Origin of the sequence: Thioalkalivibrio sp. AKL19 (genome assembly GCF_000420165.1) — a bacterium.
In the GTDB taxonomy this organism is placed as follows: Bacteria; Pseudomonadota; Gammaproteobacteria; order Ectothiorhodospirales; family Ectothiorhodospiraceae; genus Thioalkalivibrio.
On record NZ_ATUK01000016.1, the window covers coordinates 35,642 to 51,314 of the forward strand.

Consider the following 15,673-nt stretch of genomic DNA (forward strand, 5'->3'; position numbering starts at 1 on the left):
GCTGTTTCAGCAGCCATTACACAACGGGTCCAGCGGATCCATAATCGCAAGACGAGGAGTACGACCATGAAGAACGATCTGTTTTCCACCAAGACCCTGGCCGGTGCCGTCGGCACGGCGGCGATCGGCATGGCCATGGCCACCAGCCCGGTGTTTGCCTCGGCCGACCTGAACCACGGCTATCAGCAGGGCGGCCAGTCGCCGCTGATGCTGGCCGAGGGTAACTGTGGCGAAGGCACTTGTGGTGGCGCGAGCGATACCAAGGACAGTGAGGGCAGCTGCGGCGAAGGCACCTGTGGTGAATCGGACGGCGACGAGAAGGATTCCGAAGGCGCCTGTGGTGAGGGGACCTGTGGCGGCTAAAGTCGTCCACCCCACCAACCCGGCCCGCGTCAGCGGCGCCGGGCTCGGCTTGCGGCGGGCCCTGCTGGGTCCGCTGGCCGAGGCCCCGGAGGCGACGGAGCGCCTGGGGTTCTTCGAGGCGGCTCCGGAGAACTGGATGCACCTGGGCGGACGCCTGGGCCGTATCTTTCGCGAATACACCGAGGCCCAGCCCTTTGTCTGCCACGGGCTGTCTCTCGACATCGGCGGGCCACGGCCGCTGGACAAGGCCTTCCTGCAGGACCTGCGTGCCTTCCTGGATACCCACGGGATCGAGGACTACAGCGAGCACCTCTCCGCCTGTGGCGACGGCCAGGGGCATCTGTATGACCTGATGCCGATCCCGTTTACCGAGGAGGCGGTGCGCTACGTGGCCGATCGCGTGCGCCAGGTGCAGGACATCCTCGGGCGCCGGATGGCGCTGGAGAATGTGTCCTATTACACCCCGGTGGGGGCCGAACTGGACGAGATCACCTTCGTGCGGGCCGTGCTGGAGGAGGCCGACTGCGACCTCCTGCTCGACGTGAACAACATCGTCGTCAACAGCATCAATCACGGCTACGAGCCGACCGAATTCCTGGATGCAATGCCGCTGGAGCGAGTGCGGTACCTGCACATCGCCGGGCACGAGGAGGAGGCCCCGGATCTGCGGGTCGATACCCATGGCCAGCCGATCTGTTCCGATGTCTGGGCGCTGCTGGAGGCCACCTATGCGCGCATCGGGCCGGTGCCCACCCTCCTTGAGCGCGACTTCAACTTTCCGCCGCTGGAGGAACTGCTGGTGGAGACCGACCGGATTCGGGAGCTGCAGTTGCAGGCGCGCGCGGGCCAGGAAGAGCGGCTCCTGCATGCCTGAGGCGGATTTCCAGCAGGTACAGGAGGCCTTCGCGCGGCACTTGCGTGACCCGGAGCGCTATCCGCCCCCCGAGGGGATCGAGAGCCGGCGCCTGGCAATCTACCGGCGTCTGTTCTTCAACAACGTGGCCAACCTGCTGGCCAAAGGGTTCCCGGTCCTGCGGGGACTGCTGGAGGCGGCCGCCTGGGAACAGCTGGTGCGCGACTTCTATCGCGATCATGGCAGCGAAACGCCGTACTTTCCGCAGCTGGCGGCGGAGTTCGTGCGCTACCTGGCGGAGGAACGCCCGGCGCAGCCCGGCGATCTGCCCTTCCTGGCCGAGCTGGCCCACTACGAGCGGGTGGAGACCGAACTGGTCTATGCGGATGCCACGCCGCCTCCGGATGTCGAGCCGGATGGCGACCTGATGGTCCGGGTTCCGGTGTTTTCCGAGGCCGCGCGGCTGCTGGCTTACGAGTACCCGGTGCACCGGATCGGGGCCGACTTCCAGCCCGATCAACCGGGAGAGGTGCCGACCTACCTGCTGGCGTACCGCACCGGGGAGGAGCGGGTGCGGTTTGCCGAGCTGAACCCGCTCGGCGCCCGGCTGCTGTGGCGGGTGATCGAGACACCGGCGACCGGCGATGAACAGATCCGCCGGGTGGCCGGCGATTTCGGGCTGGAACTCTCGGACGAGCTGGTAACCAGTGGGCGCCAGTTGCTGCAGCACTACCGCGGGCTGGGCGCCATCGTGGGGACCCGGACTGACCGCGCATCCACCTGACGCGGAGAGACTGGACGCGCACGCCGCAGACCCGGACGTCCAGGCATGGGCAAAATCCAGGGCAACCGCTAGTTACTGAAACAGGCAGCAGCTGTCCCCCAGGCGCCACCGGATACGGGCGCAGTGGCCTCGGCACAGCGGCGCCATTGTCTCTTTGCAGAGCGTACTCTCGTGCCTCGACGACACACGCGACTCGGTGCTGGAGCGGATCCGGAACCTGCGGTGAGACCGGGCCTCAGTAACCCAGATCGAGGGCGGGTTCGTCGAGTGCTGCGGCCTGCTCGCGCAGGGTGAGGATGTGATCCTCCCAGAAGCGCGGCGTGTAGAAGATCGGGAAGCCGTCGACAAAGGCCGGGTCGTCGGCGCGCCGGGCCAGCCAGGCGGCGTGGCGCAGGATGCGCAGGGTGCGTAGCGGGGCGATCAGCCCGAGCTGGCGGCGATCCAGCGGTACGAAGGTCTCGTAGCCTTCCAGGAGAGCCTGCATCTGCCAGGCCATCTCGGGCGGTTCCCCGGACAGGAACATCCACAGGTCCTGCATGGCGGGGCCGGTACAGGCGTCGTCCAGGTCGACAAAGTGCGGGCCGTCGTCGGTCCACAGGATGTTGCCGGGGTGGGTGTCGCCGTGCAGTCGTAGCTGTGGAATCGGTCCGATTGTGTCGAGGTCCCGCTGGATCCGCCCCAGGAGGTCGGCGCTGAGATCGCGATACACGGATTCCAGCTCCAGGGGCAGAAAGCCGGAGGCGAGCACGGCCTGGCGCGCCTCCTCGCCACGCGGGACGGGATCGAGTACCGGTCGCTCGTGGAAGCGTGCGGCGCGTCCGACCTCGTGGATGCGCGCGATGAAGCGGCCGATGCGGACCAGGGTGTCGCGCTGCTCCAGATCCGGTGCGCGACCGCCGCAGCGCGGGTAGACGGCGAACATGAACCCGGCGTGATCGTGCAGGGTTTCGCCTTCAGGATCGGCCAGAGGGGCGACTACCGGGATCTCGCGGCTTGCAAGTTCCTGGCTGAAGCCGTGTTCCTCGCGGATGGCGGCGGGTGTCCAGCGTTGCGGACGATAGAACTTGGCGATGACCGGTGTGGTGTCCTCGATGCCGACCTGGTAGACGCGGTTCTCGTAGCTGTTCAGTGCCAGCAGGCGCCCGTCGCAGCGCAAACCGGTTGTTTCCACCGCGTCGAGGATGACACCGGGTTTCAGTTCGTCGTACGGATGTGCATGCATGCTTGCAGTGTACGGGTTTGCCGCGCATGGTTCCGGCAAATTGACCGCGAGGAGTCGCGATTGAATCGCTATTACTGGGGGTTGGTTGTTGCCCTGGTGGGTCTCGTCGCCGTCTGGCTGGTGGTTGCGATGGGCCCGGGTCTGGATCTGGAGACCCTGCAGGTCGCGCGCCTGCAGGTGGAGGACTGGCGGGTCGCGCACCCGTTCGTCACGGCCTGGGTGTTCTTCCTGTTGTATATGGTGGTGGCCGCCTTTTCGGTGCCGGGGATCGTGGTGATGACCCTGGCCGGCGGTGCCCTGTTTGGCGTGGTCTGGGGCACCGTGCTGTCGTCGCTGGCTTCGACGTTGGGGGCGACCCTGACCTTTGTGGTGGCGCGGGCGTTGGCGCGCGATGCTGTTCAGCGTCGTTACAAGAACCAACTTGGGCGCATCAATGCGGGCTTTGAGCGCGAGGGCGCGTTCTACCTGTTCGCGCTGCGGATGATTCCGGTGTTCCCGTTCCTGTTGGTCAACGCCGGGATGGGCCTGTTGCCGATCCGGATCTGGACGTATTTCTGGGTATCGCTCGTGGGGATGCTGCCGGCCACGGCGGTGTTCGCGAATGCCGGGACGCAGTTGGGGCGGCTTGATGGCATCGAGGGCATTCTCTCGCCGGTGCTGGTCCTGTCCCTGGTTGCCACGGGGCTTTTTCCGCTCCTGGCGAGGTGGCTGGTGAATGCCGTGCGCCGCAGGCGGGCTCGATTGGAGAACCCGGGCGCGGACTAACCCGCACGCAGTATCTGCCATCGCGTATATAATAGGGTTTACCGTTGGGAGGTGGCCGTGGAGCGCGCGCCGCCGGACACAATCTCGAAGTTCAACGAACGATCCCGTCACATATTGCGTACGCTGTCCGACTCGGGGCGCGAACGACACAAGGAGTTTTCCATGACATTGAATGTTCTGTTACGCCAGGGTCAGGCGGCATTCCTCGCGCTCGGCCTGATGGGCCTCGGCCTGGCCGCCCAGGCGGAACAAGAGCCGCTTGATCGGCCCATCGAGAAGGTGCTGGAGCCGATTCAGCTGACCGACCGGGTGCATTACTTTTACGGCTCGCTCGAGAACCGCACGCCGGCCAATCTCGGTTTCACCAACAACACCGGCTTCGTGGTAACCGACGAAGGCGTGGTGCTGATCGATTCGGGGCCGAGCTACCAGGTCGCCCAGCGCATGGAGAAGGCGATTGCCGGGGTGACCGACAAGCCGATCACGCACGTGATCTCGGTGGGCAGCCAGGATCACCGCTGGCTCGGCAACGGCTACTTCCACGAGCAGGGGGCGGAGCTGGTTGCGCTGCAGCGGACCGCGAGCACCCAGGCCGATCGCGGGGAGGGGCAGATCGCCTCGCTGGCCAACTCCGTGGGCGAAGAGGCGATGGACGGCACCCAGCCGGTTCCGGCACCGAACCCCATCGATGCCGATGAATACACGCTGACCGTCGGCGGTGTGGACTTCGAGCTGATCTATGCCGGGGATGCCCACTTCCCGGGCGACATCATGGTTCACCTTCCGGGCGAGGATGTCGTCTTTACCGGTGACATCGTCTACACCGAGCGCATGCTGGGCATCCATCCCTTCAGCAACCCGGTGGAGAAGCTGGAGGCCTTCCGCCACCTGGAATCCATCGATCCGGAGATCGTCGTGCCGGGGCATGGCCGCGCGACCGACATGGCCGAGGCACGCCAGGATACGGGTGATTACCTGGAGCTCCTGGTGCGCGAGGTGACGGCAGGCATCGAGGACTGGGAATCCCTTGGCGAGGTAGTCGATCGTCTGGCGGACCTGGAAGAGTTCAAGCACCTGCGCCACTACGATGACTGGCACCGCCCGAACGTGAACCGGACGTACCTGTTTATTGAAGGCAACATGTAGCCTCCGTAGTCCCGGCCGGCGGCCGGGAAAACTGCCGACGCCGCGACGCCTGTGATAGGCTTCGCGGCGTTGTCATTTGTGGCAGCCCCCACTCTTAACAAGCGACGTTCGACCCCGCGTATGGGTCGGCGAAGGAGCCTCGCAATGCCCGCAGTAACCCTCCCCGACGGCAGCCGCCGCGAGTTCGATCACCCGGTCACCGTGCTGGACGTGGCGAAGGACATTGGTCCGGGCCTCGCCAAGGCCACCCTGGCCGGCAAGGTGAACGGCCAGCTGGTGGACGCCCGCCACGAGATCGACGACGACGCCGAGCTGGCGATCGTCACCGACCGCGACCCGGAAGGGGTGGAGATCATCCGGCATTCGACCGCGCACCTGATGGCGCAGGCGGTCAAGCAGCTCTTTCCCGAAGCCCAGGTGACCATCGGCCCCACCATCGAGAACGGCTTCTACTACGACTTCGCCTACGACCGCGGCTTCACGCCGGAGGATCTGGAGAAGATCGAGAAGCGCATGAAGGAGCTGGCCAAGCAGGACCTGCCGGTCGAGCGCTCGCTGATGGATCGCGACGAGGCGGTGAAGTACTTCCGCGACATGGGTGAGGAATACAAGGCCGAGATCATCGCGTCGATCCCGCAGGGCGAGAACATCTCGCTGTACAAGCAGGGCGACTTTGTCGATCTCTGCCGCGGCCCGCATATCCCGTCTACCGGCAAGCTGAAGGCCTTCAAGCTGACCAAGGTGGCCGGCGCCTACTGGCGTGGCGACTCCAACAACGAGATGCTGACGCGCATCTATGGCACGGCCTGGCCGAACAAGGACCAGCTGAAGGAACATCTGGAACGGTTGAAGGAGGCCGAGCGCCGCGACCATCGCAAGATCGGCCAGGAGCTGGACCTGTTCTCGATCCAGGACGAGGCCGGCGGCGGCCTGGTGTTCTGGCACCCGAAGGGCGCGCGCATCCGCCGCGAGATCGAGAAGTACTGGTACGACATGCACGAGAAGGCCGGCTACGACTTCGTGGTCTCGCCGCATATCGCGAACCTGGAGCTGTGGAAGACCTCCGGCCACGCGGATTTCTATTCCGAATCCATGTACGAGCCGATGGAGGACGAGCACCAGTCCTTCCAGCTCAAGCCGATGAATTGCCCGTTCCACGTGCTGATGTACAAGGACCGGCTGCATTCCTACCGTGACCTGCCGCTGCGCTGGGCGGAGATGGGCACGGTGTACCGCCGCGAGATGTCCGGTGCGCTGCACGGACTGATGCGCGTGCGCGGGTTTACCCAGGACGATGCGCATATTTTCTGCCGCGAGGACCAGATCGAGGCCGAGGTGATGGGCGTGATCGATCTGACCCTCGAGGTCCTGCAGACCTTCGGCTTCGAGAAGTTCGACGTGAACCTCTCGACCAAGCCCGAGGATGCGGTCGGCTCCGACGAGATCTGGGAACATGCGACCGCCTCGCTGCGTTCGGCGATCGAGAAGAAGGGGCTGGAATACTCGGTGGATGAGGGCGGCGGGGCCTTCTATGGGCCGAAGATCGACATCAAGATCCACGATGCGATCGGCCGCGAATGGCAGTGCTCCACGGTGCAGCTGGACTTCAACCTGCCCGAACGTTTCGATATGGAATACGTCGCCGAGGACAACGAGCGTCGGCGCCCGATCATGATCCACCGCGCGCTGCTCGGATCGGTGGAGCGCTTCTTCGGCGTGCTGATCGAGCACTACGCCGGTCACTTCCCGACCTGGCTGGCCCCGGTGCAGGCCGAGGTGCTGACGATCACCGAGCGCCAGGACGACTACGCCCGCGAGGTCACGAAGACGCTGCGGGGCAAGGGCTTCCGGGTCGAGTCCGACTTGAGAAACGAGAAGATCGGCTTTAAGATTCGCGAGCACACGCTCAAGCGCGTGCCGTATCTGCTGGTCCTTGGCGACAAGGAAATGGAAAACGGGCAGGTCGCGGTACGGACGCGAAGCGGGGAAGACCTCGGGGTCATGAGCCTCGAGGCCTTCGGCGAGCGCCTCCGGGAGGAGGTCGGCAGTCGCCAACACTGAACCTTGAACTGGAGAGAAGGCTATTAGCGCAGCAAAAACGGTCCGCCTGAACGATCAGATCAACTGTCCGCAAATCCGGCTGATCGATGCCGAAGGCGAGAATCGCGGTGTCTGCAGCACTGCAGAGGCCCTGGAAATGGCCCAGGAAGCGGGTCTGGACCTGGTCGAGATCTCGCCGAATGCCGAGCCGCCCGTGGCCCGGATCATGGACTACGGCAAGTTCAAGTTCGAGCAGGCGAAGAAGGCGCAGGAAGCCAAGAAGAAGCAGAAGCAGATCCAGATCAAGGAAGTGAAGTTTCGTCCGGGTACGGACGAGGGCGACTACAACGTCAAGCTTCGCAACCTGCGTCGCTTCATCGAGGCCGGTGACAAGGGCAAGGTGACCATCCGCTTCCGCGGGCGCGAGATGCGCCACCAGGAGCTGGGGGGCGAGCTGCTCGACAAGATCGAGCAGGACATGGCCGATATCGCGGTCGTGGAACAACGCCCGAAGATGGAAGGGCGCCAGATGATCATGGTGCTGACCGGCAAGAAGAAGTAGGCCGGTCGGACGACAAGGATCGCGCAGGTCTCCGCATACCTGCCGGTCCTCCCATAAACGGCCGGCCCACGCTGGGTACGGTCCAAAATGCCGGAGAGAGCAATGCCAAAGATCAAGACCAATCGGGGTGCGGCCAAGCGCTTCACCCGTACTGGGTCGGGGAAGTTCAAGCGGTTCCAGTCGCACCGCAGCCACATCCTGACCAAGAAGCCTACCAAGCGTAAGCGTCACCTGCGCAGTCCGGCGATGGTGCACGAGTCGGATGCCCCGGCTGTGCGCAAGCTGCTGCCGTACCGTTGAACTGACCGAGGAATCGAGACATGCCACGAGTCAAGCGCGGTGTAACCGCTCACGCCCGTCACAAGAAAGTCCTGAAGCAAGCCAAGGGCTACTACGGCGCCCGGAAGAACGTCTTCCGCGTTGCCAACCAGGCCGTCATCAAGGCCGGTCAGTATGCCTACCGTGACCGTCGCCAGAAGAAGCGTCAGTTCCGGTCGCTGTGGATCGTCCGCATCAATGCGGCGGCCCGTCAGTTCGATCTCTCCTACAGCCGTTTGATGAACGGTTTGAACAAGGCCGAGATCGATATCGACCGCAAGACCCTGGCCGATCTGGCCGTGCACGACCTGACCGCGTTCGGCAAGATCGCGGAGAAGGCCAAGGCTGCACTGCCGGCCTGAGCCGCAGGGCCTGAAGGACTGCCCGCCGGCGGTGTGCCGGCGGGTCCCGAGAAGGGAGGGTCGATGCCCTCCCTTTTTTGTTTCGGGAACAGGAAACGAGGCGCCTGCAAGGCAGCGGCCCGCACTCGGGGGCCGCTGCCTTGCAGGCGAACAGGGGGCCGAGGAGGCCCGTACCAGTCGGGGGAAGTCGTGGAACAACTGCAACAGCTGGTCGCCGAGGCGCGCGAGCGCGTCGAAGGGGCCACGGACCTGAAGGCGCTGGACGAGGTCCGGGTGCACTATCTCGGCAAGAAGGGCGCACTCACGGCACAGCTCAAGGAGCTGGGCAAGCTACCGGCGGAGGAACGGCCGGCGGCGGGGCAGAAAGTGAACGAGGCCAAGACCGAGGTCGCCGGCCTGATCGAGTCGCGCAAGGAGGCCCTGGCGCAGAGCGCACTGGCGGAACAGCTGGCGGGCGAGCAGGTCGACGTGACCTTGCCGGGGCGGCGTCAGGCCGATGGCGCGCTGCACCCCATTACACAAACCCTGGAACGCATCGAGACCTTCTTTGCCGGATTGGGCTTCCGCGTGGCCGAGGGCCCCGAGGTGGAAGATGACTTCCACAACTTCGAGGCCCTGAACATCCCCGAGCATCACCCGGCGCGGGCGATGCACGACACCTTCTACTTTGATGCCCACCGCGTGCTGCGTACGCATACCTCGCCGGTGCAGATCCGCACCATGGAACAGGAGCGCCCGCCGCTGCGCGTGATCGCGCCAGGGCGCGTGTATCGCTGCGATTCGGATCTGACGCATAGCCCGATGTTCCACCAGGTGGAAGGGCTTTGCGTGGATACGGACATCACGTTCGCGGATCTGCGCGGCGTGTTGAGTGCATTTCTTCAGGCCTTCTTTGATCGGGACGATCTGGCCACGCGCTTTCGGCCGTCGTACTTCCCGTTCACCGAGCCGTCGGCAGAGGTCGACATCCAGTGCGTGCACTGCGGCGGTGACGGCTGCCGCGTTTGCAGCCACACCGGCTGGCTGGAGGTGATGGGCTGCGGGATGGTGCACCCCAACGTGCTGGGTCACGTGGGGATCGACGCCGAGCAGTACACCGGCTTTGCCTTTGGCCTGGGCGTCGAACGCATGGCGATGCTGCGCCATGGCGTGAACGACCTCCGGCTGTTCTTCGACAACGATATCCGCTTCATCGGGCAATTCGGGCAGACAGGCTAATGCGTATCAGTGTGCAATGGCTGCAGGAATGGCTGCAGATTGACGAGACTCCGGAGGCGCTGGGTCATCGCCTGACGATGGCGGGCCTGGAGCTGGATGCCGTGGAACCCGCGGCCCCGGACTTCAGCGGGGTCCGGGTGGGCCACGTGCTGTCCGTGGAGCCGCATCCGGATGCCGACCGCCTGCGCGTGTGCCGGGTGGAGGCGGGCGAGGCGGAGCCGCTGACGATTGTCTGCGGGGCGCCCAATGTTCACGAGGGGATGCGTGCGCCGGTGGCTGTGATTGGCGCGGTTCTGCCGGGCGATTTCCGGATCAAGCGATCCAAACTGCGCGGGGTGGCCTCCGAAGGCATGCTCTGTTCGGCGCGCGAGCTGGGACTTTCCGAGGATGCCGCGGGGCTGCTGGCATTGCCGGCGACGCTGGAGGCCGGACAGGACCTGCGCGAGGCGCTGGCGCTGGACGACACCATCCTGGAAGTGGACCTGACCCCGAACCGGGCGGATTGCCTCGGGATGCGCGGCATCGCGCGGGAATGCTCGGCGTTGCTGGACCGCCCGCTGCAGGCGCCTGCGGCGTCGGTTGTGGGGGTTGCCAGCGCGGCCGGGGTGGCTGTGGATGTGAGGGACCCGGAGGCCTGTCCGCTGTATGCGGCCCGAGTCCTGGAAGGGCTGGATGCCCAGGCCGCGACGCCGTTGTGGATGACGGAACGGCTGCGTCGCGCCGGTGTGCGGCCGCTCAGCGCCATCGTGGACGTGACCAACTACGTCATGCTGGAGTTGGGACAGCCCCTGCACGCGTTCGATGCCGGACGCACGGGCGACCCGATTGTGGTGCGCCGGGCCGAGAAGGGGGAATCCCTGACCCTGCTCGGGGGCGATCAGACGGTGAAGCTTTCTCCGCAGGATGTGGTCATCGCCAGTGCCGAGGGTCCGCTGGCGCTCGCCGGCGTGATGGGGGGTGCCGCGAGTGCGGTCGATGATGCCACCACACGGGTGATCCTCGAGTGCGCCCATTTCACGCCGCGGGCGCTGGCCGGCCGGGCGCGGGCCCATGGTTTGCACACCGATGCCTCCCACCGCTTCGAGAGGGGCGTCGATCCCACCCTGGTGCCGCAGGCAATGGAACGCGCGACGCAGTTGCTGCTGGAGATCTGCGGCGGACAGTGTGGCCCGGTCGAACAGGTAGGCGAGACGCCCAGCTCCCATGGCGAGTCGGCCATAACCCTGCGGCCGTCGCGCGTTCAGCGGTTGCTCGGAGTCACGCTCCAGGCGACCGAGGTCGAACGCATCCTGCGCGCGCTCGACTGTCAGGTCACGACCACCGACGAGGGCTGGTCGGTGCATGCGCCGCGTGCACGCTTCGATCTCGAGCGCGAGGAGGACCTGATCGAAGAGCTGGCGCGGGTGCACGGCTACGATGCCCTGCCGCAGACGCTCCCGAAGCCGGTGGCGCCGGCGACCCCGGACGCGGGTCTTCGATCCTTGCGCACCGGCCTTGCCCGTCAGGGATTCCACGAGATCATCAGTTTCAGTTTTGTCGCCCGCGAGGCGGCCCAGGCCTTTTATCCGGACGTGGAACCGCTGGCGCTTGCCAATCCGATTTCTTCGGACCTTGCGGTGATGCGCCCGGGTCTGTGGCCGGGGCTGGTGACCACTGCCGCCTATAACCAGGCGCGCCAGCAATCGGATCTTCGCCTGTTCGAGCATGGCCTGCGCTTCGTGCCCGATGCCTCGGGGCTGCGCCAGGAGGCGCGCCTGGCGGGCCTGATCGGCGGACGGGCACACCCGGAATTCTGGCAGGGTGCGGCGCGCGAGCTGGACTTCTTCGATGCCAAGGGGGTCGTGGAGGGCCTGTGCGCACGCGTGGGCGGGCGACTCGGCTTTTGCGCCGAGCGTCACCCAGCGTTGCATGATGGCCAGTCGGCCCGGGTCCTGGTGGACGATCAGGCCATCGGCTGGGTCGGTCGCTTGCATCCGTCGCTGTGCGAGCGTTTCGACGTGGACCCAGTCTACCTGTTCGATCTGGATGCGGTGGCTGTGGTGCGCGCGCCGGTGGCGCAGTTCGCGCCGTTGTCGCCGTATCCGTCGATCCGCCGGGATCTGGCGCTTGTGGTTTCGGAGTCGGTGGCGGCGGGTGACGTGCTGGCGGCCATCGACGAACTGAACCTGGGACTTGTGCAGGACGTTCGCCTGTTCGACGTCTACCAGGGCAAGGGCTTGAATCCGGGCGAAAAGAGCCTCGCTTTGGGCTTGATTTTACGGGCTTTTGATCGCACCCTAGGCGAACAGGACGTCGCTGGTGTCACCGATGCGGTGGTGCGGCATCTCCAGACCCGGTTCAACGCAACCCTGAGACAATAGCCCATGGCAGCTGTAACCAAGGCGGATCTCGCCGCCGTGCTAAACGAGGAACTGGGTCTCAACAAGCGCGAGGCCAAGGAATTCGTCGAGATGTTCTTCGAGGAGATGCGCCAGTCGCTGGAGTCGGGCGAGGGCGTGAAGCTCTCCGGTTTCGGCAACTTCATCCTCCGCGACAAGAATCAACGGCCGGGGCGCAATCCCAAGACGGGTGAGGAGATCCCGGTCTCCGCGCGCCGCGTGGTCACCTTCCGCCCGGGACAAAAACTGCGCGAGCGGGTAGAGAGCTATGCTGGAGGCGAGTAACCACCAGGAACTGCCCGCGATCCCGGGCAAGCGCTACTTCACCATTGGCGAGGTGGCGGAGCTGTGCCAGGTCAAGCCGCACGTGCTGCGTTACTGGGAACAGGAGTTCCCGATGCTGGAACCGGTCAAGCGCCGCGGCAACCGTCGCTACTATCAGCGCCAGGATGTTATCCTGATCCGCCAGATCCGGGCCCTGTTGTACGAGGAGGGCTACACCATCAACGGAGCCCGCCAGAAGCTCTCCGGAGACGAGGCGAAGGGCGATCGGCAACAGGCGCAGCAGATCATCCAGGACACCATCTCCGAGCTTGAATCGGTTCTGCGCGTGCTGCGCGCCTGAGTCTCCGTAGGGGACGCCCAGACGCCGTATTGATGCGATTCGCTTCGCTCGTCGCATCCTACGGTGTCCTTCTGTACCCAACTTCAGTTCGAAATTTCCGGCCTGTAGGATGCGACGAGCGAAGCGAATCGCATCAATGCTCCATTCTCGGTGTACCTGGCACGAATGGTCCGCACGGATCTCGCAGCAATGGGGTGGCCGATGCTTTCGTGAAGGCGGGGAATCGGATATAGTTCGCGGCTTCGGGGCGTGGCGCAGTCTGGTAGCGCATCTGCATGGGGTGCAGAGGGTCGCAGGTTCAAATCCTGCCGTCCCGACCAAACAGGAACCAACGAAAAAGGCCGCTTGAAAGCGGCCTTTTTCGTGTCTGTGGCTTCGACCAACGGGCCCAGGGACTATTCCATTGAACGTCGGCGCGCCGCGCGCTGATAGTGGAGCAGGGCGATGTTGGTCTGGCGCTCCAGCCACTGGGTCATCCCGACGATCTCGAATCCGGCGTACTCGTAGCCGTCCCGCGTGCTGCGCCGACGGTTGGCCAGGCGCATGTCACCCGAAAGCCGTTCACTGACATCCGGGAGCAGCAGGTTCGCGAACGCGAGGGTGGTGCCGATCTCCAGGGTGTCGAGGATCGTGGTCGGCAATTCGATGCACATGCCCTGGCCCGACAGGTCGACCAGTTCCGCAACGACCGGATCGTTCCAGGACGGGGCGCGCAGCTCGATCTGCGGGCGCTGGGCCATGGGGATGTGGACGCGGAAGGTCTCGCGGCGCTGGAGGTATTGCAGTGTGTCGGGATAGGGGCAGGCGTACAGGGCACCCCCCTGTTCCTGCTCGATGCGCGCGACGGTGGTGGTGAACCGGACCGCGACCCCGCGCAGGGCCGCGAAGACGCGCAGCGACATGCCGGCGGCGACCTGCTGGTGCGCGCGGGACGGGTTCAGCTCGTCAAGAAAGAGTTCCCTGGCCCCGGAATCGAGCCGCACCAGGGCCGAGGTGTACAGCGGGCCGTCAGCGTCGAGACGGACGCTGACGAGGGTAAGCTTGTGATCGAGATCCTTGAGGATGCCGGCGATCCGGTCCGGCTTGTCGACCGTGTAGTCGGTGTCGTCCATGCGTCCGTGGCGTTATTGAAGTGTGAGGACGCAAGGTACTGGTCGGTGCCGGGAAATGCCAGCGCCAGAGAGAAAAAGCTGCATCAGGCCTGCGTAATACGGCGTCCGCCCCGACTGTTGGGGCGTGTGCGGCCGTAGGGGTCGTAGGTCGCGGCCGGACCGGCCTCCTCGCCACGCAGGATCTGCATCGACAGCTCCACGCGCTGGCGATCACGATCGATCAGCCGCGCGTTGCCCTGGTTGAGGGTATTGCAGCGTTCGATGGACTGGCGCAGTGCCAGCCAGTGGTTGTTGAGCATGGCACCGTCGTCCAGGCGCGACAGCAGTCGGGCCATGCCCTCCGGCGTAAATGACTCGTTCTCGGCCTCGGCGATTTCCCGTTGCTGGCGGGTCTCGGTCTCGAGGTCATGGAGGAGGCCCTGCTTGGTGGTCACGACTTCCTGCAGGGTATCGGGCGTGCGCGCCTCGACCGCGCGGGTCTCCTGCAGCAGTGCCTCTTCCAGCTGGTGGGCCAGCCGGATCGAGGTCTCCAGGGAGCGCTGCAGGCGATGGCGCGAGTCGGCATTCATGGCGTCGGGTCCCGTCGTTGGTCCGTCGTTAGCGCAGCAGGCGTTCGAGGTCGATCATGCGATCGGCCAGCTGTTCGTTGTCCACCGGGTAGTTGCCGCTGGAAATCGCCTCGCGCAATTCGGCCACCCGTGCGGCGTCGAACGGCGCGCTGTCGCTCGCGCCGGCCGCCGAGCTGATGGCCTGGGCCGCGCCGGTCAGGGTCAGCGAGTCGTTGCCGGCTGCCGGCGCATTGTCCGTGCCCTGCGTGCGGTTGGCTGCGCCGTTGTTGTCCTCGCGACCCTTGACCGTGGAACTCTGGCCGTCGGGGCGAAGGTTGTTCGAATTGAGGCCCTTGATATCCATTGTGCCGTCCTGTCGTTGTAACTGTGCTGCAATTGTTTACGGCCGGAATGTCTGAAACTGTAGTCCCGCGGCATTCGATTTTGTAACGCCGGTCACAGACCCGCGTTCAGAGTGCGACCCGGACATGTCCGGAGGGCTGAATCTCGCCCTCCACGACCCGCCCGGAGGAGGTGTTCTTCACCTGGATGCGATCGCCCAGGGTGCCGTTCTCCAGGGCCTCGCCCTGCATGCGGATCGCGATGGATCCGTTCTCGGCCAGGATCGTTACGCGCTGGCCCCGGCTGACGATCTCGCGCTGCGTCACATGCTGGGTGCCGATGATCTGGCCCGGCCGGATGCTGCGCCGCGTTTGCTGCCCGACCAGGGCGGATTTGTCTTCATGATAGCTGCCGGCATGCCGCGACGTCTCGATCCGCTGGAAGCGCAGGTCGCCGTTGGTGAGCGTGTGCTGACGCGGCAGGGTGCGGCTGGCAACCAGCACCTGGGCATAGCGCTCCACGGTCGCGGGGACATACAGCTGCCAGGTGACCGGTCCGGCACACTGGAGGTGGACCGCGGTGTTTCCGTCGCGACGACCGCCGGGAGGGAAGCGAGCATTCAGGCCGTCGCTGCAATAGGCCAGGCGCAAACGGTTGTCGAGCTGACCGATCTCGATGTTGATGTCTTCGGCATTCGCGGCGTCCAGTTCCTGCAGCAGGAATTCCTCGGCTGCCTCGCGAATCTCGGAGACCGGGTGGATCTCCGCCTGCGCCGCTGCCGGGAACGCGGACAACGCGATGAGCAACAAGAGCCCGAGAGGGCCCCGTCGGAGCATGCAGGCTGGCTGTTGGTTCATGTTTCGGTCCTCGCCCTTTGGGCGGACATCAATCGGTGGCCGCGGGTCGGCCGGTCGCAACACGGACCCATTGCCATGCAGGTTTGGTGCCAAGATTAGAGACTGACGACATTCAAGACCCGGGCGCCGCCGCCGTTATCCCGGTAGGGCGGCGCCAGCGTGCGCGTTCAAGCCAATG

18 protein-coding genes and 1 tRNA gene are annotated in these 15,673 nt (G+C 65.3%); 14 read left to right on the forward strand and 5 right to left on the reverse strand.

Annotated features, from left to right (window positions below; translation table 11 throughout):
• Nucleotides 1-66 precede the first annotated feature (66 nt).
• Genes F817_RS0112205 through F817_RS0112215 form a run of 3 tightly spaced genes read left to right on the forward strand, consistent with a single transcriptional unit; the run spans nucleotide 67 to nucleotide 2,000 of the window.
• On the forward strand, nucleotides 67-363 hold the full coding sequence (locus tag F817_RS0112205) for a hypothetical protein (protein ID WP_024327913.1): 297 nt from the start codon (nucleotides 67-69) through the stop codon (nucleotides 361-363).
• The gene (locus F817_RS0112210) at nucleotides 353-1,237 is read left to right on the forward strand and encodes a DUF692 domain-containing protein (protein ID WP_024327914.1); all 885 of its coding nucleotides are present in this window, start codon (nucleotides 353-355) and stop codon (nucleotides 1,235-1,237) included. The genes F817_RS0112205 and F817_RS0112210 overlap by 11 nt, the downstream gene beginning before the upstream one ends.
• Nucleotides 1,230-2,000 carry a DUF2063 domain-containing protein gene (locus tag F817_RS0112215; RefSeq protein ID WP_024327915.1) on the forward strand — a complete coding sequence of 257 codons (771 nt, stop codon included), beginning with the start codon at nucleotides 1,230-1,232 and terminating at the stop codon, nucleotides 1,998-2,000. Before F817_RS0112210 ends, F817_RS0112215 begins: the two co-directional genes overlap by 8 nt.
• A gap of 235 nt (nucleotides 2,001-2,235) precedes the next feature.
• Here F817_RS0112215 and F817_RS0112220 read toward each other — a convergent pair whose 3' ends face one another.
• Entirely contained in the window at nucleotides 2,236-3,222 is a 987-nt protein-coding gene (locus F817_RS0112220; protein ID WP_018938532.1) for a serine/threonine protein kinase, read from the reverse strand.
• 60 nt (nucleotides 3,223-3,282) lie between these two features.
• Between F817_RS0112220 and F817_RS0112225 the strand changes: the two genes are divergently transcribed.
• The 11 genes from F817_RS0112225 to F817_RS0112275 all read left to right on the forward strand — a co-directional run bounded on the left by F817_RS0112225 (nucleotide 3,283) and on the right by F817_RS0112275 (nucleotide 12,956).
• Nucleotides 3,283-3,987, forward strand: a complete 705-nt coding sequence (locus tag F817_RS0112225) for a TVP38/TMEM64 family protein (RefSeq protein WP_024327916.1) — start codon at nucleotides 3,283-3,285, stop codon at nucleotides 3,985-3,987.
• Between the two features lie 162 nt (nucleotides 3,988-4,149).
• On the forward strand, nucleotides 4,150-5,133 hold the full coding sequence (locus F817_RS0112230; RefSeq protein ID WP_024327917.1) for an MBL fold metallo-hydrolase: 984 nt from the start codon (nucleotides 4,150-4,152) through the stop codon (nucleotides 5,131-5,133).
• A gap of 144 nt (nucleotides 5,134-5,277) precedes the next feature.
• Entirely contained in the window at nucleotides 5,278-7,194 is a 1,917-nt protein-coding gene (thrS, locus tag F817_RS0112235; protein WP_024327918.1) for a threonine--tRNA ligase, read from the forward strand.
• 22 nt (nucleotides 7,195-7,216) lie between these two features.
• On the forward strand, nucleotides 7,217-7,735 hold the full coding sequence (infC, locus tag F817_RS0112240) for a translation initiation factor IF-3 (RefSeq protein WP_081644501.1): 519 nt from the start codon (nucleotides 7,217-7,219) through the stop codon (nucleotides 7,733-7,735).
• Nucleotides 7,736-7,837: 102 nt separating this feature from the next.
• Entirely contained in the window at nucleotides 7,838-8,035 is a 198-nt protein-coding gene (gene rpmI, locus F817_RS0112245) for a 50S ribosomal protein L35 (RefSeq protein WP_017942014.1), read from the forward strand.
• A gap of 20 nt (nucleotides 8,036-8,055) precedes the next feature.
• The gene (rplT, locus tag F817_RS0112250) at nucleotides 8,056-8,415 is read left to right on the forward strand and encodes a 50S ribosomal protein L20 (RefSeq protein WP_018145454.1); all 360 of its coding nucleotides are present in this window, start codon (nucleotides 8,056-8,058) and stop codon (nucleotides 8,413-8,415) included.
• A gap of 189 nt (nucleotides 8,416-8,604) precedes the next feature.
• Entirely contained in the window at nucleotides 8,605-9,633 is a 1,029-nt protein-coding gene (gene pheS / locus F817_RS0112255) for a phenylalanine--tRNA ligase subunit alpha (RefSeq protein WP_018145455.1), read from the forward strand.
• Nucleotides 9,633-11,993, forward strand: a complete 2,361-nt coding sequence (gene pheT, locus F817_RS0112260) for a phenylalanine--tRNA ligase subunit beta (protein ID WP_024327920.1) — start codon at nucleotides 9,633-9,635, stop codon at nucleotides 11,991-11,993. Before pheS ends, pheT begins: the two co-directional genes overlap by 1 nt.
• A 3-nt stretch (nucleotides 11,994-11,996) precedes the next feature.
• Nucleotides 11,997-12,296, forward strand: coding sequence for an integration host factor subunit alpha (locus tag F817_RS0112265; RefSeq protein WP_017942010.1), 300 nt, complete (start codon nucleotides 11,997-11,999; stop codon nucleotides 12,294-12,296).
• Nucleotides 12,280-12,636 carry a MerR family transcriptional regulator gene (locus F817_RS0112270; protein WP_018140933.1) on the forward strand — a complete coding sequence of 119 codons (357 nt, stop codon included), beginning with the start codon at nucleotides 12,280-12,282 and terminating at the stop codon, nucleotides 12,634-12,636. The genes F817_RS0112265 and F817_RS0112270 overlap by 17 nt, the downstream gene beginning before the upstream one ends.
• Before the next feature lie 243 nt (nucleotides 12,637-12,879).
• Nucleotides 12,880-12,956 (forward strand) — tRNA-Pro (locus F817_RS0112275).
• Between the two features lie 75 nt (nucleotides 12,957-13,031).
• Here F817_RS0112275 and F817_RS0112280 read toward each other — a convergent pair.
• From F817_RS0112280 to flgA, 4 genes are all read right to left on the reverse strand, one after another.
• Nucleotides 13,032-13,748 (reverse strand): flagellar brake protein, encoded by a 717-nt coding sequence (locus tag F817_RS0112280; RefSeq protein WP_024327921.1) that lies wholly within the window; start codon nucleotides 13,746-13,748, stop codon nucleotides 13,032-13,034.
• Nucleotides 13,749-13,831: 83 nt separating this feature from the next.
• Nucleotides 13,832-14,317: a flagella synthesis protein FlgN gene (locus F817_RS0112285; protein ID WP_024327922.1), complete on the reverse strand. Its 486-nt coding sequence runs from the start codon at nucleotides 14,315-14,317 to the stop codon at nucleotides 13,832-13,834.
• Between the two features lie 28 nt (nucleotides 14,318-14,345).
• Complete coding sequence (gene flgM, locus F817_RS0112290) at nucleotides 14,346-14,660, reverse strand: flagellar biosynthesis anti-sigma factor FlgM (RefSeq protein WP_024327923.1); 315 nt, start codon at nucleotides 14,658-14,660, stop codon at nucleotides 14,346-14,348.
• A 106-nt stretch (nucleotides 14,661-14,766) separates the two neighbouring features.
• Complete coding sequence (gene flgA, locus F817_RS0112295) at nucleotides 14,767-15,474, reverse strand: flagellar basal body P-ring formation chaperone FlgA (RefSeq protein ID WP_029681129.1); 708 nt, start codon at nucleotides 15,472-15,474, stop codon at nucleotides 14,767-14,769.
• Nucleotides 15,475-15,673 lie beyond the last annotated feature (199 nt).